The organism is Paraburkholderia phenazinium (genome assembly GCF_900100735.1).
GTDB lineage: Bacteria > Pseudomonadota > Gammaproteobacteria > Burkholderiales > Burkholderiaceae > Paraburkholderia > Paraburkholderia phenazinia.
The window spans coordinates 2,019-20,611 of the sequence record NZ_FNCJ01000004.1 but is presented as its reverse complement, the minus strand read 5'-3'; the positions used below and the strand labels follow the sequence as shown (position 1 = coordinate 20,611).

The following is an 18,593-nucleotide window of genomic DNA, read 5'->3' as shown; positions in this document are numbered from 1 at the left end:
GTGTGCGCCGAGCTGCTTCGCCGGCGCTTTCTGGTTATTCCACTGACATCCCCGCAGTTGGGCCCGACGCCAATCTCCGTCCTTCTTCCAGAAAGCGGATCGCCTCGGCGGCATGATCAACCTGGAATTTTTGAACCAACGCATGGCAACCCTGGCGAATATCGTCGCCAAAGAACGTCTGGGAGGTCGCGTTAAGCTGCGGCGGTAAGTCAATCTCGGTGGGCGCGGCGCCCAGTGCCCGCAGTAAGCGCATCGCGCCATCGCCGGTCGCGATCTCGGACAGTTCAACGTCGTGGATATATATATCGTGGTCGTCTGCCAATAACCGCCGGTAATATTCAACACGCGTCCACATCTCGTGGATGTACCACAACGCAGCGCCGTACATTCCATGCGATATGAACGGCGTGGCATTCACGATCACGTTGCGGTAACGCGGATCAAGGTAGAACAGCCATGTGAACGCGTTATTCACAAAATCAAAGCGGTTGGCGAGGCTCCAGAGAATGTCTTCGGTATTCCGCCGCAAAATGATCAGATCCACCCGACCCGAACGGGTTAGCGGTGCGATATTCTCGATCAGCCCTGCCTTCACGAGGGGATGCGAAATCTCGGCGTAGACGCGCGCCGGACCATTGACGATGCGATGCAGCTTCTGAGTCCAGAATTGCTGCACGTGGGCGTCGTTGCCAAACGTATTGAAGTGCGTGAAATCTGACGCATCCGGATGGTGCACGCCTAGGTCCGTGTGTCCGGCACGCTCATGATGCACCTCTGCATTGTGCAGATTCCGTCTAAGCAGCTCCGTCAGGTAGAGAGTCCCGCTACGTCCGGTGGTAATGGGGAAGATAAAGTGTTTGCCCGGCATGTTGTGCGACCAAGTTCAGTAGCGTCGTCCGCAACCGCCAGATCTGCGCAGTGAAAGCGCGCAATTCTGGGTATTCCACGTGCGGATGATGCAATCGTTCAGGTCGTTGAGCATAGCATCAACCCGGCGGTCGCGAAGCGTCGCACTGAACAGACAAATCTGAAGCCGCCGCCGCGACCGCCGTCATGGTGCCGGTGGTTGCGGCGGCGACGTGTGCCAGGTATCAGAACTTCTGAACGAGCGCGACGCGACCGACAAACTGGTTCTTGCTCGTTGACGGGCCGTCCGAACCGACGATGTCCGGCTGATCGAGACCGGTGCCGGTGTTCGAGTTCGCGTGTTGCCACGCGCCTTGAACGTAGACGGAGGTGCGCTTGCTGAGGCTATAGTCCGCCATCAGAGCAACCTGAATCCAGTTGGCAGTGGAGTCGCCGCTGTCGCCGTTGAAATGAGCGTTCGTATACGCGGCCGAACCCGCCAGGTAAAACGCCGGACTTACGTAATACTGGCCGTTCAGCTCGAAGTTGTTGAACTTCCACGCATCCCAGCCGGTGCCGATGTCAGCCACGTACGCGTTTGCGATCGGGTTGTACACGTCGGTGTGCGAATACGCGAATGCCACGTTCGAGTTGTCCGCGAACGTCCACTTGACGCCTGCGTCGATGTTTTGCTGGGAGGTTGCGGTGAACACGGCGTCGCTGGTCAGCGCGCCACTCTGGTTCGGGGCCTGGGCTCCGCCGTTGTTCGTTTTCATGTATGCGGCGGCAGCCGAGAAACCACCCATCGTATAGCTCAGCGCAGTGCTGTAGTTGCGATTGTTCGCGAAGCCGGTCGAGTTGCTGAATCCGTACGTCGCTTCGGCCTGCAGGCCGGCGAACACCGGCGACACGTACTTGACCGTGTTGTTCGGACGGAAGTCGGAGTCGGCGTTGTCGTTGTCGAACGGATGCGCAGAGAAGTCGCCGATCACGCCGCCGGCTCCGGTGAACGGGCTCCACAGGTCGACAGTCGCGTCGTTCTGGCGACCCAGCGTCAGCGTGCCCGCCTTCGTCGACGCGAGGCCGACGTACGCGCCACGACCGAACAGACGGCCGCCTTCGTTCAACTGGCCGTTATCGCCGTTGAAGCCGTTTTCCAATGTGAACAGCGCGCTCAGGCCACCGCCGAGATCCTCGGTGCCCTTCATCCCGAACGACGATTCCTGCGTGTCGCCGCTGACCATTGCGAATGCGTGATTCCCGTGGGCGTTCGACGTGAAGTTCACGCCCATGTCCATCGCGCCGTATAACGTCACGCTGCTCTGTGCATACGCCGTGCCGGCCGTGAGCGATGCCACCAGGGCGACTGCCGTCGCGAGATATGTCTTCTTCATGCGGTACTCCTCCTGTTTAACTGTCTCCGTCAACGTCCACGGCGGCAACACCGGGAGATCGACTGCTTTGATTGAAACGTCACTGCTAACTCTCTGCGCTGACTGGCAACTTAGTTGAACGAAATTATTCGTATCCAGGTTGGAGGTCAGTTCAAGAAAACCGTGGGAGGGCAGCTTGCCTTCCCCGCCAACCAGGCGGGGAAGGCTTTTCGACCTGACCCCTAGACAAGATCAATAGGCGTCACAGTATCAGCCAAAAAAATCTAATGCAATCATAAAAGTGATGTTTTATGAAGTGAAAGGTGATCGTTGGTAAGTGGCGCCGCTAGATCTTGCCGGCAGGAGCTATCACATGGGCCGGCGGCCACTTGTGCTGCGTCGCCCCGAGTCTTACGCAGCGCAGACAATTTCGTCACAGATACCTTGCGTCAAATTAAATCAAAATAGTGATTGAAGTTGATTTTTTTCCCGTGTATCTTTCCCTTCCATCAACCCACCAACCCGTACAGGAGACAGCAAGATGAAAAGAAAAATGCTTATGGCGGCCGTCGCGGCTATCGTGCTTTCCGGCGGTCTGCCGGCAGGCGCTCAAGCCGCAGTACCACTGACAGGAGAGACGGTTACCGTTTTGCTCCCGCCGTGGGCGACGTTGCCGAAAGACATGACAGATCGTTTTACTGCGCAGACCGGCATCAAGCTGAGTCTGCAAACGTTGGGCTGGGACGAGATTCGAACGAAAATTATTACCGCGTCGATTGCGGGCAGCCCGCCTGCTGACGTCACAGAAATCGACTGGTCGTGGGTGGGCCAATTTGGTTCGTCGGGTTGGTATGCCCCTTTGAATGCTTCTGTTGACGCGGCGACGACCAAGGACTTGCCTGCAACCTCAATTTTCACGTACGACAAGAAGCTGATCGGCATTCCTTATAACAATGACTATCGCCTTCTCATCTTCAATCGCCAGCAGTTGAGTGCGGCGGGCATCGCCCAGCCGCCGAAAACGTTGGCCGAATTGCTTGCCGATGCCAAGACCATCAAGGAAAAAGGTGTCGCCAAGTTCCCGATTGCTCTCCCGTTCTCGGCTACAGAAGGCACCTCGACCGCCTGGTACCTGCTCACCAAGGCCTTTGGCGGGGACCTCTTTGATAACAATCTGAAGCCATTGTTCACGTCCCCCGACTCTGCTGGCTACAAAGCCCTGGCATGGGAAATTGACGCACTCAAGGCAGGACTTATCGATCCCGCGTCGACTGGGCTGAAGGACGTCGAGGTTCAGGAACTCTTCAAAAACGGGCAGGCGAGCTTTGATGTTGCGGGCTGGGCCGGGAACCTCTCCGTCTACACGGATCCGTCGAAGTCGAAGGTGGCGAGCGCTGCCGAAGGCGCGCTCATGCCTACGGTGTCCGGAACGACCCGAACGTTTGGGCTGCCGGAGGCTGTCGGCATTCCTGCTGCATCTACGCACAAGAAAGCGGCTGAAGTCTTCATTCACTGGTTCGTGGCGCCCGAGAACCAGATGGAAAGCTACACGGCTCTTGGAAACTTGCCGACCCGTACCAGTGTGCTGAAATCGCTCGATGACAGCGGCAAGCTCGCTAGCGGAAAGGCACTCCTTGCCCAGGCCGCCGTCGTCGAACCGCTCTTCAAACAGGGAACGCCCGGGTGGTATCCGCAGTTTAGCAGCGCGGTTTCCACCGCGATCAATCAAGCCGCGAAAGGGCAGCTCACTGTCGATGCGGCCATCAAGCAAATTGCTGCTCAAACGGCTGAAGCCGAAAAGCAGTGAGTTGATCGCTTAGGAAAAGAGCCATGACCTCCGAAGTCGTAACCTCCGAGAGCGCACCATTTCATGTGGACAAGCGTTCGACCTTCAACGGCGAACGCTGGTTAGGTTTAGCCTTTGCGGCGCCTATCGTCATCATCATGGGACTGTTAGTCTTCGGCCCCGTTTTAGTCACGCTATGGGACAGCTTGCACAGGGTCGACCCCATGCGCCCTGGAACGCCATTCATCGGTCTCGCGAATTACTGGGCATTGGTGAGTGACCCGAGTGTGCAGCATGCGTGGGTAAATACGATGGAATATGTCGTATTTGCAGTCGTTCTGGAAACGCTCGGAGGTCTGGCTGCAGCTTTATTGCTCAACAGGATTACCTGGGGGCGACGTTGGCTGCTGGCCGCCCTGGTTCTACCGTGGGCGTTGCCGCCGGTAGTCAACGCGATCGTGTGGTCGTGGATTTACAACCCGAGCTATGGTCTTCTCAACGGTGTCCTGCAATCCGCCGGCCTTATCGGTTCGTATCATGTCTGGTTCAACGACCGCACCACGGCATTGCTACTGGTGGCACTGGTTCACGTTTGGCGAATGCTGCCGTTGACGGCTGTCATCTTGCTGGCAGCTTTGCAGAGTATCCCCGCGGAACTTTATCAGGCGGCCCGTCTCGATGGCGCCGGTCCAATTCGTATGTTTTCTAAAGTGACCTTGCCGCTGATTTCCGGTGGACTGGCTATCGCGCTGAGTCAATCGACAGTATTCGCCTTCAATCTGTTCGACGAAGCGTGGATCCTGAATGGATCAAGTCTCGACACTCGCCCGGTCCTTGTTCAGGTCTACATGTCGGCGTTCCAGGACCTGCGCTTTTCGTATGGCATGGCGCTATCGGTTCTCGTCATGTTCGCTTCCCTGTTGATCTCGCTTGTCTATGTTTTGCGCGTCTATCGCGAAACGAGGTACGACTGATGCGCCGCTCGCTCCTCTCCCGCTTCGGCTTGCTGATTTGCGCGACCGTTTTGTTGGTATGGTCGCTAGGACCGGTGTATTGGGCGCTTGTCACAAGCTTTACTGCACCGACAGACCTGGTATCGGCGTCGCCGCATTTCTTTCCTCCGCATGTGACGTTTGAACACTATCGCGAGCTTCTTGGAGCCACCAGCTCGTTTCAAGGAAGCGCGGTGCAATCCGTGTGGCCGCAGTTCAGCCGGGCGCTTGTCAATAGTCTGGTTACGTCCCTGCTGGCGACGTTCGTCACTGTAGCGCTTGCTGCGGTTGGGGCTTACGCGTTTGTTCGTCTCAAGTTCCCGGGGCGAAATGTGATCTTTGTACTCGTGGTCGGGTCTCTGGCTATTCCCGCCTACACGGTCATGATTCCGCTTTACAGGCTCATGGTGTCGTTAAAGCTTATCGATACCTACTTTGGCGTCACGATGATTTATGTGTCCGCGTTTTTACCGCTTGCACTATGGCTGATGCGAAGCGTGTACCAATCGCTGCCATTGTCGTTGGAGGAGGCGGCGTGGATGGACGGCGCAGGTCGAACGTACACGCTCTTCAGAATTGTCCTTCCTCTAGCAGCACCCGGATTGATAGCCAGTGCGATTCTCACGTTCCTGAGCGCCTGGGGGCAGTTCATGATTCCGTTGGTCTTTTCGCCGACTCTCGCGACCAAGCCCCTGACCGTCCTCATTCCGGAATTTGTCAGTCGCAACTATGTCGACTACGGGCTGATGAATGCGGCGGGCATTCTCGCCATCATTCCTCCGATCATCGTTGTGCTTTTTTTGAATCGCTACCTTGTTCAGGGCCTCATGGCCGGATCAGGCAAGTAGCGTCTCTTTATAAAAAGGAATCATCCAATGAATGTGACCGAACGCGTTATTCAGGAACAGTTCCAGTTCTGGCCGGCGGCACTTGCTACGCCCTCTCTCGAACCGACCGATAGTAAGTTCGTTATCGTCGGTTGCGGCACTTCGTATCATCTCGCTCAAAGTATTGCCGCGTCGTTTAGTCTTCGCGGCTTGACCGCGATCGCGGTTCCAGGAGGGGAGTGGGCACGGCGCAGGCGCGCCTATGTCGCGAGCGATGCGAATGTTCACGTCATTGCGCTGTCGCGAAGTGGCGAGTCGACCGAGACGGTGCAGGCGCTGGAAGTTAGCCGGGCCGCTGGTCTTAAGACGACTGCGATCACGTGCGAAGCCAACAGCAGCGTTACCCGTCATGCCGACGCGGTGGTGTTTGCGAAGACGCATCCGGGCGAAGGCATCGTGATGACGTCCTCGGCTAGCTTGATGTTGTTAATGGGCTTGCGTCTGGCGGGCTTGACGCTCGATGCCAGCGTCGTGAACGACGCCAGGGTGACGATGGAAACAGTGGACAAGGCTCTTCGCGGCGCCCTTGCGGGACGATCCCACTTCGTTTATCTGGGCGCGGGTCCGATGTATGGCATTGCAGGTGAAGGCAGCATCAAGGTGCAAGAGATGAGTCTGAGCTACGCCCATACCTATCACACCATGGAGTACCGGCACGGGCCTGTCAGCCTTGTGGATGACAAGACGCTAGCCGTTCTGCTGTACAGCTCGGACACCCGCGAAGAAGAGGCCAGGCTGGCCGCGGAGTTGACTGAGAAGGGAGCGATGGTGCTGGGTTTCGGCGGACCAGGCAATGTAGAAATCGAACTCCCCGGATCGGCTGAAAGCCGCTCAATCATGGTCCTTCCTGCCCTTCAGATTCTGGGTGAGCGAGTCGCCGAACTGCGCGGCCTCGACACAACCGCTCCGCGTCATCTGAACAAGGTCGTCACGCTATAACGGCTGCCCGTGGTGCTGTGTTGGCACGCATCCAGGCCGTCATCGAAAAATTTTGAAAGGAGGTGTCTCGTGGCAAATGTCGAGATCACCAATGTTAAAAAGAGTTATGGAAGCCAGTCGGTCATCGAAGGCGCAAACATCTCGATTCGAGACGGCGAATTCGTGGCACTTGTTGGAGCCTCCGGCAGCGGTAAGTCGACACTGTTGCGCATGATTGCCGGCCTGGAAAGCATAACGGACGGAAAGATCTTCATTGGTGGACGGTTGATCAACAACCTTCCGGCCAAAGATCGTGACATCGCCATGGTTTTTCAAAACTATGCTCTCTATCCTCATCTGAGCGTAGCGGAAAACATGGGGTTCAGCCTTCAAATTCGCGGAACGCCGAAGGACGAAATAAAAAAGGCAATCGGAGAAACTGCGGAAATACTTGGGCTGACTCCTTATTTGCAGCGACTTCCCAAGCAATTGTCGGGCGGCCAACGTCAGCGTGTGGCGATGGGGCGCGCGATCGTCCGCAAGCCCCAGGTGTTCCTGTTCGACGAACCGTTGTCGAACCTGGACGCGCAGCTTCGGGTGCAGATGCGCCAGGAAGTCAAGTCTCTCCAGCAGCGGCTTGGGACAACCTCGATCTATGTCACGCACGATCAGATTGAGGCGATGACGATGGCTGACCGGATTGTTCTGTTGAACCACGGTCATATCGAGCAGGTGGGCGCTCCGCTCGATCTTTACGATCGCCCGGAAAATCTTTATGTTGCCCGCTTTATCGGGTCTCCCGCAATGAACCTGATGGAAGGATCGATTGTGCGGCAGCAGGGGAAGACCTGTGTCGATATCGGGGATGGAATCACCGTTGCGCTTGAACAGAACCTGCCGGTCGAGTCCGATACCAAAGTCGTTTGCGGCATTAGACCCGAGCACTTCAATGTCGCCGAGGGAAACAGTGCCCTGAACATCAACGTTTCCGCAATTGAAGCAACCGGTGCGGAGTCGCACGTGCACGGAGCAATCGGCCGGCATCGGGCCACGCTGGTTCTTGGGGGGCGACAACGTATCGCGCACAGCGGCTCGATTCCATTGAGCGTCGCCGCCAGTGACATTCACCTGTTCGATCAGAAAACCGGTCGGCGCCTCGACCTCGTGCGAGGAGTCTAGGTTATGAAGCGTACTCTGGTGCAATCCATGACGGGACAAGCGGATAACGCGGAACGCTTGGGGTACTTCTCCATTTGTACGGCTCACCCCGTCGTTATCGAAGCGGCGCTTCGGCATGCACTCGCTCACGACGTCGATGTGCTGATCGAGGCGACCTGCAATCAGGTAAACCAGGAGGGTGGCTATACGGGGATGACTCCCGCCGACTTCCGGCAGTTTGTCGAACGGATCGCGGCGAAGGTCGGCTTCAATACGGAGCGCCTGATTTTGGGCGGCGACCATTTGGGACCGACGCCGTGGAAGAAACTCTCGCCCGATGAAGCGATGGCGCGCGCCGAGGTGATGATCGCCGCCTATGCGCGTGCTGGGTTCCGCAAGCTACACATCGACGCTAGCATGGGCTGTCGAGGAGAGCCCGAGATGCTATCGGACGAGGTGGTGGCTCAGCGTGCCGTGCGACTTGTTCGGGCCGCGGAAGCCGCCGCTCCTCGGGAGAATCCGCCGCTATACGTGATCGGCACCGAGGTTCCGGTTCCGGGCGGGGCGCTCGAGGTCATCGATCATCTTGAGGTGACACAACCGTCAGCGGCACAACGTACGATCGATGTTCATCGCGAAGCGTTTGAAAGCGCCGGACTCTCTGCGGTCTTCAACAGGGCAATTGGCGTGGTTGTTCAACCGGGCGTCGAGTTCGGCCACCAGAACGTGATCGTCTATCGCCCGGAGCGAGCACGTGATCTCAGTGCGTTGCTTTCAAGGGGGCACGGGTACGTCTTCGAGGCTCATTCAACCGACTATCAGCCGGGCAGCGCATTGGCTGCACTGGTTCGAGATGGATTTGCAATCCTCAAGGTCGGTCCGGGACTTACCTTTGCCTACCGCGAAGCACTATATGGACTGGACGCCATTGCGCAAGTACTTGCTCCAGTACCGGAATCGGAAACTCTGGCGGCCTCGATGGAGCGCCTCATGGTGGCCAGGCCAGAGCATTGGGAGAAGTACTATCACGGCACCGCGGATGAGATTCGCGTACAACGACATTTTAGTTACAGCGACCGTATCCGTTATTATTGGGCATTGCCGGAAGCGCAGGCGGCCGTGAACGCATTGTTGGAACGTCTCGATGGCGCGACGATACCTGAGACGCTGATTAGCCAATACTTGAGTACGCTATATCCGGCCGTCCGCTCGGGTACTATCCAGGCGACACCTGCGGTGTTGCTGGAATACGCCGTCACTCGGGTGTTCGATATCTACCACAAAGCGGTAATTGGCCCATGAAGCGCACTGGCATCGAATAGCGTAGTGAGGTCAGAGTTTAGAAGCTTGCTATTGATGCTGTCCGTGTATCCCGAGGCGATATGAAAACGAACCGATTAGAAGCCATTAGGCACCATTTGTATTCAAACGGCGAAACCTCGATCCAGGCTCTTGCGGAAGGGATTGGTGCGTCCCTGGCGACCGTACGTCGAGATCTTCAGATTCTGGAGGAACAGGGCGTCATCGAACGTAGCCATGGAGGCGCCCGTATCTCCAGCGGAGTCGATATCGAGGTCGCATTCGGCGTCCGCGAAAATCAACACCTGCGCGAAAAAAGGGCAATCGCGGCGGCGGCCTATGACCTCCTGACACCGAACAGTGCGGTGTTCCTCGACGCTGGAACGACGGTCCTTCAACTGGCTAACTTGCTGCGTGTCAATCCAATCCCGATGACCGTTGTGACAAACGGTCTGATCGTGGCTCAAAGATTGATGAATGTGCCGAAATTGCGTGTCTCGCTCATAGGCGGACAACTGCGTAGCGAGAACGCCTCGCTTGTTGGTCCGGCTGCCGAATTGGCGCTTGATCGACTATGGCTGGATCAGTTGTTCCTGGGAGCGGGGGCGATTGGTGACGATCACAAGATTTACAGCCTGGACTCCGCCGAGGCCAGCATCAACGAACATATGATTGAAAGAGCGGCGAGTACGATCGTCCTTGCCGACGCGAGCAAGTTCGGCCGTCGCTCGACTTTCCTGGTCGCAGAGATAGACAGCCGGATGCGCGTGATCTCGGATTCGTCATTGCCGGAGGAGGAACAGTCGAAGCTGAGGAAGGCGAGCATCAATTTAATGACCGTCGAGAGTATGGCAACAGATTCCAACCTTCGGGCGATCGGTTCATGACGCATGCCCCAGAGTTCGTATTAGGGATTGATGCGGGAGGCACAAAGACGTTGCTGGCCATCGCCGAGCGTTCTGGCGCGGTCCAGTTTGTTACCCATGGGCCTACGCTCGATCCGACCAGCAGCCCTGTTTGGGCCAGGGAGATGGTGCGTCTCGTAGAGTCTGCTGCCGTCTATATGCCCCACGTACGCAGTGCGGCGGTGGGGCTGCCGTTCTTCGGGGAGGTGGAAACCATTTCTCAGGCACAACGCGAGATATGTGCCGGTTTGTTTTCCATGAATCACGAGGTCGTCAATGACGTTCAGGTCGCCTTTGACGGGGCCTTTGCAGGGCGGGGCGGAGTGTTGCTTCTGGCTGGTACTGGATCGATGGCGTGGGCGGGTGACGGCCGTGGCTCGGACATCCGCGTGGGCGGCTGGGGGGACGCGTTTGGCGACGAGGGAAGCGCGTACTGGATTGGCCGCGAGGCGTTATCGGAGGCTGCGCGCGCATTGGATGGGCGTGGGTCTGACGTCGACTTTGCCCACCTTTTGCTGCAAGGACTGCGGATCGGCGAAGCGGATCTGATCGCTTGGTCGTACGCTGAAGCTACGCGGAGATCGAAGATTGCAAGCGTGGCGAAACTCGTCAGTGACATTGCTGCGGTCAACGAGACCGCACGCTCTATCCTGGAGCGCGCGGGTGACCTGCTGTATGAGCACGCGAAAGCCGGCTTCGAGCGAAGCGGCTTGCCGGAGTCTGCCGACTGGAGTTACGCGGGCGGCGTGTTTTCCAGCGGGGTGGTTCTAGATCGCCTGGTCTCGCGGATTGGTCGCGTGGCAACGTCACCGCAGTTGCCGCCCGTCGGGGGCGCACTGCTTAGGGCTGCGCGTCTTTCCAAATGGGTTACGGATGCTTCGTGGGTTGCCAGTCTGGCGGGCTCGCTGGCATGAAACGGGCCGGCCTGTTGTGACGTTCCGAGTCAATCGTGACCGGTTTTCAGTCTTTCCTATTTAGGGCGTCGATGCGGACCGGCCATCAACGACACGGTCCGTTTCGCATTTCAAGGCAGTAACGCCGGGCAGCCGTCCCGCTCCCTTGCTCCAGCACAGCCTCTGCATGGCAGGCCTTCACGGTCAGTATATGACCGGAACCCCCTCCTTTAAGCCGCCGTATGGCGGATTCACAAAGCTTGACATCCTGGCTGGCTCAGCACCGATACAGTATGTGCATTCGCGCGCGGGGAGACCAACCAGTGCGCATTGAACTTTAGCGAACAGTTGATATATGCAACCACAAGCGATTGCAAATACGGGGCTGAGTGATGCAAAGGCATTCACGCACCGGCCTGGCGAAGGGGCCGGCGAGCCACGTCGCCGGCAGGGCTGGATCGTACCGCTTGCCATCGCGGCGATCCCTCTGTCTTTGCTGTTCGTGTGGGGATTCCTCCATCTGATTCTTATGCTGGTGTTTGCGAACCAGGCCATTGCCCATTAAGTATTTGCAACGTGAAATTGATCGTGACCAATCGGGACGTGTGGTTGCGTGGTGTCGGGCGATTCCCAGCGAGGATTTATCGGGTTAAGTGAAATGGACACGTATTCTTCAACAGACAAACTCATTGGCGGGGCACTGATTGGTGCAATCTTCACGGCCGCTGTGGTGGTGATCTTCAAGTATCTGGGCATTCCGTCCGGGCGCTACGGAAATGAGGTAATCCAGGTCGTAGCGCCAATCGTGGCGGCCGCCTGCATCCTTCTCCCACGGCCACTTCTGCTCAGAACGATCCTTCGAGAGCGGCGAGATCCGTTATTGCTCGATGAAGATCTGAATGCCACGATGACGGGCCGAGCGTTGGGTCTGATCGGCGGTTTCTTCATCGGGATAACCCTGTGTTCGGAAATGCTTTGAACGGGAGGCGATCGCGGTGCGAGAGTGTTCGAGCGCGATCCAGAGCATTTCGCTGGCAGATGCGAACGAGCGTCGCGCGGCGTTTCTTAGGTACAACCCAGAGCTCGATTTCCAGTTCCGTGACGCGGTCAACGAGCGGGCACTGGTTGCGTCGAACGCAATAGACCGTCCCCTCTTCCATAAAAGCTTGCGTGACACCCCAAGGGGCCTACGGAGCGGCGGCATCGCTGCAGCGATGCCTCGCAAGTTTGTCCTGTCACATTTAAGCTATACGAAAGGTTGGTGAGTGTGACGATCGGATTGGAAGAACGACTTCAGGCCGCATCCGCGCGTCATACGAACTATCCGGACGATCTAGCGATCGTGCATGAGGTCTGCGAAATATTGATCGCGCTCAAACGCGAGGACGAACTCCTTCCGTGGACGGAGCGGGCGCTGGCGGTCAGGCCGCACCAGGCCAATTTTTTGGCAATGCGCGCGACCGCGCTGAATTTGTTGGGACAGCATGCGAAGGCCGCCCACACATGGGAACATGACCTGTCAATACCGGGCGAGCCGGCGCTTTATCGGGTCCGGCTGGGCTACAGCCTGATGATGGCAAACAATCTCACAAGGGCGATCGCGCTGCTGGACGAGGCGCGGCGGATGGCGGAATTGAGCAACATACAGATTCGCGCGACGGCGGAACACCTGCTGGGCGAAGCGATGCTCAAGGCAGGAGACCCGCGTGGCTTTGCACACTGGCTGATGCGCAACGAATCCGGTGACGCCGGTAATTATTGTCCGATCGGCGTCCCGCAGTGGAGCGGCGACTCCGACCTGCGTGGCCAACGCGTGCTGATCACCCACCAGCTTGGCTTCGGCGACAACTTTCTGCTGGCAGCATGCGTGGCCGACTGGCAGGCTGCTGGCGCAAAGGTGATGATCACCTGCGACCCGCAAATCCATGCGCTTATGCAGGCGTCGCTGCCCGGTTGCGAAGTCGTAAGTACAGAGCGTCCGTTGCGATTGCGTGCTGCATTACCCGACGCAGTGCAGGCGCGAGTGGAAGCGTTCGCACCGCACCTGCACGCTACGCTGCTTCATTTGCCGTTGCTGAAGGCTGGACAGGTGGTGTCGGGATACCGCTTTCAGGCGTACATGCGGGCTCCGCGTGCGAAGCAGCGGATTGCGAAGAAGTGGGTGCGGCAACAGCGCCTGCAACACCCGGGAAAGAGACTTGTCGGCCTGTTCTGGGATTGCTACCAGCGCCATTTACCCGAACTGGGCAGCATTGTACGTTGCTTGGCTAAGCGCCGGAGCTTGCCGGTCAAGGCAGTCGACCGGATCGTGACGGATCCAGCAGTGGCCGAACACGTACATTTCGTGAATCTACATCATCCGGCGGTCGAGGCGGCGGCCGGTATACCCGCTGGCAACGTCAGCCGCTACCTGCCCGGCATCTACCATTTCGACGATACAGCTGCTTGCATCGGGGAACTGGACGCAGTGCTCGCGGTTGATTCGGGGGTCGCTAATCTTGCAGCAATGATGGGCAAGCCGACGTGTGTGCCGGTGAATACGGCGAGCGAATGGCGTTGGGGAGTGCTGGGAGGTACTACCCAGTGGATCGAAGGCGTGAAGGTGCTGCGGCAGACGCGCGAAGGCAACTGGGATTCTGTCGTGCAAGACGCGGCAACGTGGCTAATATGTACCAGCCTGGACCGGACCTGAAGATTGTCTTCCAGCTTGAGGCCACCGGCAGTCAAGCTCACGACAACCGCTCGCCGGGCGCGCTTGCCTAGCTCCAAAGATCGAGCAACAGGTTTTCAAAATCTCTGGCGTACGAACGAACATCGAATAATGGCAGGTTCATCCGTCTGGAGACCAAATGAGACCGATACGCGGCTAGCGCTCGCCGGTCTTCAATCAGACGGCCAGCTGTCTCCACATACTCTGTCTCGCTTCGAGTCGCGAGGGTTGATAATCCAACGGCGTTTAGCAAGGACGCGGCGACTCTCGATGCGAACGTCTCGCCGACGAGCGTCAGGACCGGCACACCCGCCCATAGAGCATCGCTGCTGCCGGTATGTCCGCCATACGGGTGTGTGTCCAGCATCAGATCGGCACACGAGAGTCTTGTAATGTGGCGCGGAATCGCCTCAAGCGAAGCAAAGTGCAGGCGGTCCGGATCGACGCCGCGAACGGACGCCTCAAGCCGGAGATTTTCCGCAACGGTGACGTTGGTCTGCAGTAGCCACAATACGCATTCAGGATGCTCGCGCAGTATCCTGCACCAGAGGTCGAACATCGCGGGAGTGATCTTGAACGGCGAACCGAGGTTGGCGAGCACGATGCTGTCGCCCGGCAGGCCAAATTCTTGCCGTGTGCATTCTTGCGGCAGGGGGCGTTGCCGATCGTTGGGCTGATACGAGAAGGGTAGTCTTGCGATCCGCTCGGAATAGTGACGCTCGAGTTCAGGCGGCACGATGACAGCATCGGCAATCAGGAAATCCACAGCCGGAGCACCGAACCCGGACGGGTTGTAAAGATAGGCTACCTGAATCGGCGCGGGACGCTGCGCCAGGACGCCGACTCTGGGATCGGTCAGGTTGCGGATGAAGATCAGGATGTCGATGCCGTCGCGCTCGATCATCCTGGCAATTTCGTCATTTCCGGACTCGGAAACGCAGTGGAATTGATCGAACGCCTGGGTGGCTCGCTGCCGTATCGGGTCGTCGTTCGACGGTCCGCTGTCGTAGGCGATGTATTCGAAGCGGCTTCGGTCGTGCTCCTCGATCAAGCCGATCATCAGATGCATGGTTGCCTGATTATAAAAATCGGCCCCCAGGAATCCGACGCGCAGTTTTTCGCTCGTGTCGGTCGCGTCCAGCCTGCGTCGAGGAGAAACATTTTCTCGAATCGAAAGCCCACGGATATGGCGTCGGCCGACCTCAAGTAGATCGGCTGCCGTAAAGTATGGCGAGGCCAGAAGAGGCTCTCCGATCAGGAACCCTCCCTTGTACCTGAAATTGTCCCGCAAGACTCGCTGCAGATAGTCGTAGCGCTGCCAGTTGCAGAGGTGAAGAGAGCAGACCAGTTCCTTGCTAACCAGATTGAAGTCGCCCGGTTCCCATTCGTTGACCTTTTGATAAATCCGGCGCGCCTTTTCCAGCTCCCCATTTTGCCAATGTTCATCGGCCGAACGTGTCATCGTGGTCTTGCTGGATTTCTTCATGGCTGCAGGCTGACCTGGTCATGGGTGGCCATCATCATGGCGCTGAGGTCGGTGCCCATGCCGTAGTAATGGACCATCAGAGATAGTCGCCGTTTTAGTGGATGGGACGATGCCTGGCTACGAACTCGCCTATCTGTTCGCGTCCGATCGGGGCAGAGATGTAATAACCCTGGCAATCTATATGCTCAATTGTGCTGACCCACTCGAACTGCGCTTGCGTCTCTACACCTTCGACGACGACCTGCATTCCAAGACGCTGCCCGAGCTGGATGAGCGCTTCCACTACGACCTTTGAATTCGCGTTGTCCTGAATGTCGCACATGAACTTGCGGTCTAACTTCAGAGTGTCGACCCCGAGCCGATGCAGGACAGTCAGGGACCAGCATCCGGCGCCAAAGTCATCGATCGCAACGCTTACGCCAGATTCCTTAAGGGATTCGATGGCGGAGGCGAGCGCTTCAATTGACCCCGGATCGGTGCTCTCGGTGACCTCGATCTGCAACCGGGAAACGTTGATCGATCGGTTGTGAAGTAGCGCAGATAGTTTGCTTGTCAACCCGGACCGGCCAATTTCGCTGGCGGGAAGATTGACGGCCAACGAAAGCGTGTTGTACCCACGAACGGACCAATCGGCCAACGTCTGAGCCGCTTCGGCGACAACGAAATTGGTGAAACTCTCAGTTAGCGGAGAGTCTTCCACAAGGTTGATAAACGAGTTCGGAGTGAGTAGACCGAGTAACGGATGTCTCCACCGCAGGAGCGACTCAAAGCCGGACAATCGACCTTCCTGCAGCCTTAACTTGGGCTGATAGACGAAAAAAAACTCTCGCCTGGCCAGGCCGCGTTCCGCGTCGTCGATTGTGCACAACTCGCGATGGTCTGCCGCTATATGTTCCATGGAGATCTCTCGTGTGCGTTTCGTCGCTATCCGCAACCTCATCTTTCAGCTGGCTGTTGGTGCCGCTCTCTGAACGGTCGTCCTATACAAGCATCATATCGAGTCGAACCGCGAGATTTGTGAACGATTGAAACGCTTGGATTCCGCGAGGAGCGCGTTGTCTGTATTTGCCCAGAGTCCCGCCAGTTCACATTTTGTGACATGTCGTTTCTCTGTGCTGCCTACCATCGACTAACTGGTGGACCTGGAGGGGCTCGACGGTTGTTCGAACGAGTCGGGAAATTGAGGGACGCGGTCTGCTTTTTGAGTGATTCAGTTATTGAAGTGCAGTCCCAAGGTTCTGCATTCTGCAGTTGCGCTGCCAATCGGCGATTTTAATAATTCGGCGGCGCGAAGTTGTGAACATTGGTGAACTAAGGCGATATTTCTCCAGAGTTGTCTCGAAAATATCATTCTGGATGGAATGGTGTGCCGCGGCGTTTGCGAGTTGCTATATATTCCGATCGCAATTGGGGTTTCCAGGCCTTGGGGCGAGGTGTCCGAGGGATCTTCGCTTCGAAGGGCGCATTGGTCAGATGCATTGATGGTTCTGTCGGGGCGGCCAGTTCTGTCTGGTGACAAGGCCGGAGTGCTGTGTCCGCAGGCATGCCGTCTGAGACCAAGGCATGTCACAAAGGTTCGCAATGTAGGGTTGGGCGCTCGATACACTTTGTGAAAGTTCTGATTTTTTTGGAATTGAAATCGATCGTCGAGAAATTTGGGAACGAATTTCGTATGGCAGGTTTGAGTCGAGATTTCATATTTCTAATTTAAATCAAATTAATCAAATTAAGCCAGATCGCGGTGTTGCCAAATGATCGGGTGAGTGAATCAGGCGGAGAGTAAGCGATGAATAAGGCATACCGATCGATTTGGAATGAATCACTGGGAACGTGGGTTGCCGTATCGGAACTCGCCTGCGCCCGAGGCAAGCCTAAGAAGTCGAGGGTAGCTCATGCCGCAGCTGCGGCGGTAGTGGCTTTAGGTGCGCAGGTGCATGATGCGCATGCGCAGTACGCGCCTTCGGGTTATGGCAATGCGACTGGTTCCAACTCAGTCGCAGTTGGCAATAGTGGTACTGTTGCAACTCTTCAGGCAACGGCTGTAGGCGCTTTCAGTACGGCTAATAATGTCGACGCTGTTGCGATTGGATGGGCGAACAGTGCTACAGGGAATAGTGCGGTTGCAGTTGGTGTGTATGCTCTCTCGTCGGCTACGAACTCTCAGGCTATCGGAACGTACGCGTCCGCGACGGCTAGCAGCGCCATAGCCATAGGAACGACGGCTTCCGCGGGGGGTATCACCGCTATAGCCATAGGAGCGACGGCTTCCTCTACGACTACCAACGCGCTAGCCATAGGAACGATTGCTTCTTCGACGGCTACCAACGCTGTAGCCATAGGAGCGGGGGCGAAAGCAAGTGTCGTGGGGTCGGTCGCACTTGGCAGCGGGGCCTCTACGACTGCTGCCGCGTCTACTGCCACGGGTGGGACGGGTACGGTCAGCCCCGTGACGATTGGCGGTATAACTTACGGGTCGTTTGCCGCCACCAGCGCCACCGCTGGTGTTGTGAGTGTCGGTACGCCTGGGAATGAGAGACGCCTGCAGAACGTCGCTGCGGGCTTGATCGGCGCAAGCAGTACTGATGCGGTGAACGGCAGCGAGCTGTATTCGGTCGCAAGTACATTAGGCTCTAACGTCACATCGCTGTCGACCTCGACGTCGACGGGCCTGAGTTCACTGTCGACGGGTCTGAGTACGACCAATAGCAACGTGGTTTCGCTCTCGACTTCGACCTCAACGGGTTTGAGCTCACTGTCAACCGGGTTGAGCACGACTAACAGCAACGTGATGTCGCTGTCGGTCTCCACCTCGACCGGGATCAGTACGGTGCAGAGTGGTGTGACGTCGCTGTCCACGGGGCTGAGTACGGCCAATAGCAACGTGGTGTCGCTGTCGATCTCGACGTCTACCGGGATCAGCACGGCCCAGAGCGGTGTGACATCGTTGTCGACGGGGCTGAGTACGACGAACAGTAATGTGGCGTCGCTGTCGACCGGGGTCAGCACGGTGCAAAGCGGTGTGACGTCGCTGTCGACGGGTCTGAGCACAACCAGTAGCAACGTGACGTCGCTGTCGACTTCGACCTCGACCGGGATCAGCGCCGCGCAGAGCGGTGTGACCTCGTTGTCGACAGGTCTGAGCACCACCAACAGCAACGTGGCATCGTTGTCGACCGGGGTCAGCACTGTGCAGAGCGGTGTGACGTCGCTGTCGACGGGTCTGAGTACAACCAACAGCAACGTGACGTCGCTGTCGACCGGGGTCAGCAGCGCGCAGAGCGGTGTGGCATCACTGTCGACGGGGCTGAGTACAACCAACAGCAACGTGACGTCGCTGTCG

Annotated in this window: 15 protein-coding genes and 1 pseudogene; 11 read left to right on the top strand and 5 right to left on the bottom strand. The window is 57.5% G+C overall.

The features are described from left to right. Positions 1 to 34: 34 nt before the first annotated feature. Entirely contained in the window at positions 35 to 868 is an 834-nt protein-coding gene (locus BLQ92_RS10390) for a hypothetical protein (RefSeq protein WP_143016560.1), read from the bottom strand. Positions 869 to 1,091: 223 nt separating this feature from the next. Further along, the gene (locus BLQ92_RS10385) at positions 1,092 to 2,240 is read right to left on the bottom strand and encodes a porin (protein ID WP_090684090.1); all 1,149 of its coding nucleotides are present in this window, start codon (positions 2,238 to 2,240) and stop codon (positions 1,092 to 1,094) included. A 520-nt stretch (positions 2,241 to 2,760) separates the two neighbouring features. Here BLQ92_RS10385 and BLQ92_RS10380 point away from each other — a divergent pair. The 10 genes from BLQ92_RS10380 (at position 2,761) to BLQ92_RS10325 (ending at position 13,749) form a co-directional block, all read left to right on the top strand. Continuing rightward, positions 2,761 to 4,026: an ABC transporter substrate-binding protein gene (locus BLQ92_RS10380; protein ID WP_090684088.1), complete on the top strand. Its 1,266-nt coding sequence runs from the start codon at positions 2,761 to 2,763 to the stop codon at positions 4,024 to 4,026. Between the two features lie 23 nt (positions 4,027 to 4,049). After that, the gene (locus BLQ92_RS10375; protein WP_090684086.1) at positions 4,050 to 4,979 is read left to right on the top strand and encodes a carbohydrate ABC transporter permease; all 930 of its coding nucleotides are present in this window, start codon (positions 4,050 to 4,052) and stop codon (positions 4,977 to 4,979) included. Further along, positions 4,979 to 5,845, top strand: coding sequence for a carbohydrate ABC transporter permease (locus BLQ92_RS10370; protein ID WP_090684085.1), 867 nt, complete (start codon positions 4,979 to 4,981; stop codon positions 5,843 to 5,845). Before BLQ92_RS10375 ends, BLQ92_RS10370 begins: the two co-directional genes overlap by 1 nt. 27 nt (positions 5,846 to 5,872) lie before the next feature. Beyond that, positions 5,873 to 6,823, top strand: coding sequence for an SIS domain-containing protein (locus tag BLQ92_RS10365; RefSeq protein ID WP_090684083.1), 951 nt, complete (start codon positions 5,873 to 5,875; stop codon positions 6,821 to 6,823). 69 nt (positions 6,824 to 6,892) lie between these two features. Further along, complete coding sequence (locus tag BLQ92_RS10360) at positions 6,893 to 7,981, top strand: ABC transporter ATP-binding protein (RefSeq protein ID WP_090684081.1); 1,089 nt, start codon at positions 6,893 to 6,895, stop codon at positions 7,979 to 7,981. Between the two features lie 3 nt (positions 7,982 to 7,984). Next, entirely contained in the window at positions 7,985 to 9,262 is a 1,278-nt protein-coding gene (locus tag BLQ92_RS10355; RefSeq protein ID WP_090684079.1) for a D-tagatose-bisphosphate aldolase, class II, non-catalytic subunit, read from the top strand. A gap of 80 nt (positions 9,263 to 9,342) precedes the next feature. Continuing rightward, entirely contained in the window at positions 9,343 to 10,146 is an 804-nt protein-coding gene (locus tag BLQ92_RS10350; RefSeq protein ID WP_090684077.1) for a DeoR/GlpR family DNA-binding transcription regulator, read from the top strand. Then, positions 10,143 to 11,078 carry a BadF/BadG/BcrA/BcrD ATPase family protein gene (locus BLQ92_RS10345; RefSeq protein ID WP_090684075.1) on the top strand — a complete coding sequence of 312 codons (936 nt, stop codon included), beginning with the start codon at positions 10,143 to 10,145 and terminating at the stop codon, positions 11,076 to 11,078. The genes BLQ92_RS10350 and BLQ92_RS10345 overlap by 4 nt, the downstream gene beginning before the upstream one ends. Positions 11,079 to 11,715: 637 nt before the next feature. Continuing rightward, a complete protein-coding gene (locus BLQ92_RS10335) occupies positions 11,716 to 12,036 on the top strand; it encodes a hypothetical protein (RefSeq protein ID WP_090684071.1) in 321 nt (106 codons plus the stop codon). Between the two features lie 282 nt (positions 12,037 to 12,318). Next, positions 12,319 to 13,749 (top strand): glycosyltransferase family protein, encoded by a 1,431-nt coding sequence (locus BLQ92_RS10325; RefSeq protein ID WP_090684068.1) that lies wholly within the window; start codon positions 12,319 to 12,321, stop codon positions 13,747 to 13,749. 67 nt (positions 13,750 to 13,816) lie between these two features. Here BLQ92_RS10325 and BLQ92_RS10320 read toward each other — a convergent pair whose 3' ends face one another. Together BLQ92_RS10320 and BLQ92_RS10315 are read right to left on the bottom strand one after the other, a co-directional pair. Then, positions 13,817 to 15,253 carry an O-linked N-acetylglucosamine transferase, SPINDLY family protein gene (locus BLQ92_RS10320; RefSeq protein WP_090684066.1) on the bottom strand — a complete coding sequence of 479 codons (1,437 nt, stop codon included), beginning with the start codon at positions 15,251 to 15,253 and terminating at the stop codon, positions 13,817 to 13,819. Between the two features lie 94 nt (positions 15,254 to 15,347). After that, complete coding sequence (locus BLQ92_RS10315) at positions 15,348 to 16,151, bottom strand: EAL domain-containing protein (RefSeq protein WP_176860735.1); 804 nt, start codon at positions 16,149 to 16,151, stop codon at positions 15,348 to 15,350. 888 nt (positions 16,152 to 17,039) lie between these two features. Between BLQ92_RS10315 and BLQ92_RS41565 the strand changes: the two are divergent. Next, positions 17,040 to 17,168, top strand: a pseudogene (locus BLQ92_RS41565) (ESPR domain-containing protein); the annotation flags it as partial. 551 nt (positions 17,169 to 17,719) lie between these two features. Here BLQ92_RS41565 and BLQ92_RS41560 read toward each other — a convergent pair. After that, a partial coding sequence (locus tag BLQ92_RS41560; protein ID WP_342342397.1) for a hypothetical protein occupies positions 17,720 to 18,593 on the bottom strand: 874 nt, incomplete at its 5' end.

Bases quoted from the DNA above. Each gene is read 5' to 3' on its own strand.
- BLQ92_RS10390 (WP_143016560.1), bottom strand. From the start codon at position 868: ATGCCGGGCAAACACTTTATCTTCCCCATTACCACCGGACGTAGCGGG.
- BLQ92_RS10385 (WP_090684090.1), bottom strand. From the start codon at position 2,240: ATGAAGAAGACATATCTCGCGACGGCAGTCGCCCTGGTGGCATCGCTC.
- BLQ92_RS10380 (WP_090684088.1), top strand. From the start codon at position 2,761: ATGAAAAGAAAAATGCTTATGGCGGCCGTCGCGGCTATCGTGCTTTCC.
- BLQ92_RS10375 (WP_090684086.1), top strand. From the start codon at position 4,050: ATGACCTCCGAAGTCGTAACCTCCGAGAGCGCACCATTTCATGTGGAC.
- BLQ92_RS10370 (WP_090684085.1), top strand. From the start codon at position 4,979: ATGCGCCGCTCGCTCCTCTCCCGCTTCGGCTTGCTGATTTGCGCGACC.
- BLQ92_RS10365 (WP_090684083.1), top strand. From the start codon at position 5,873: ATGAATGTGACCGAACGCGTTATTCAGGAACAGTTCCAGTTCTGGCCG.
- BLQ92_RS10355 (WP_090684079.1), top strand. From the start codon at position 7,985: ATGAAGCGTACTCTGGTGCAATCCATGACGGGACAAGCGGATAACGCG.
- BLQ92_RS10350 (WP_090684077.1), top strand. From the start codon at position 9,343: ATGAAAACGAACCGATTAGAAGCCATTAGGCACCATTTGTATTCAAAC.
- BLQ92_RS10345 (WP_090684075.1), top strand. From the start codon at position 10,143: ATGACGCATGCCCCAGAGTTCGTATTAGGGATTGATGCGGGAGGCACA.
- BLQ92_RS10335 (WP_090684071.1), top strand. From the start codon at position 11,716: ATGGACACGTATTCTTCAACAGACAAACTCATTGGCGGGGCACTGATT.
- BLQ92_RS10320 (WP_090684066.1), bottom strand. From the start codon at position 15,253: ATGAAGAAATCCAGCAAGACCACGATGACACGTTCGGCCGATGAACAT.
- BLQ92_RS10315 (WP_176860735.1), bottom strand. From the start codon at position 16,151: ATGGAACATATAGCGGCAGACCATCGCGAGTTGTGCACAATCGACGAC.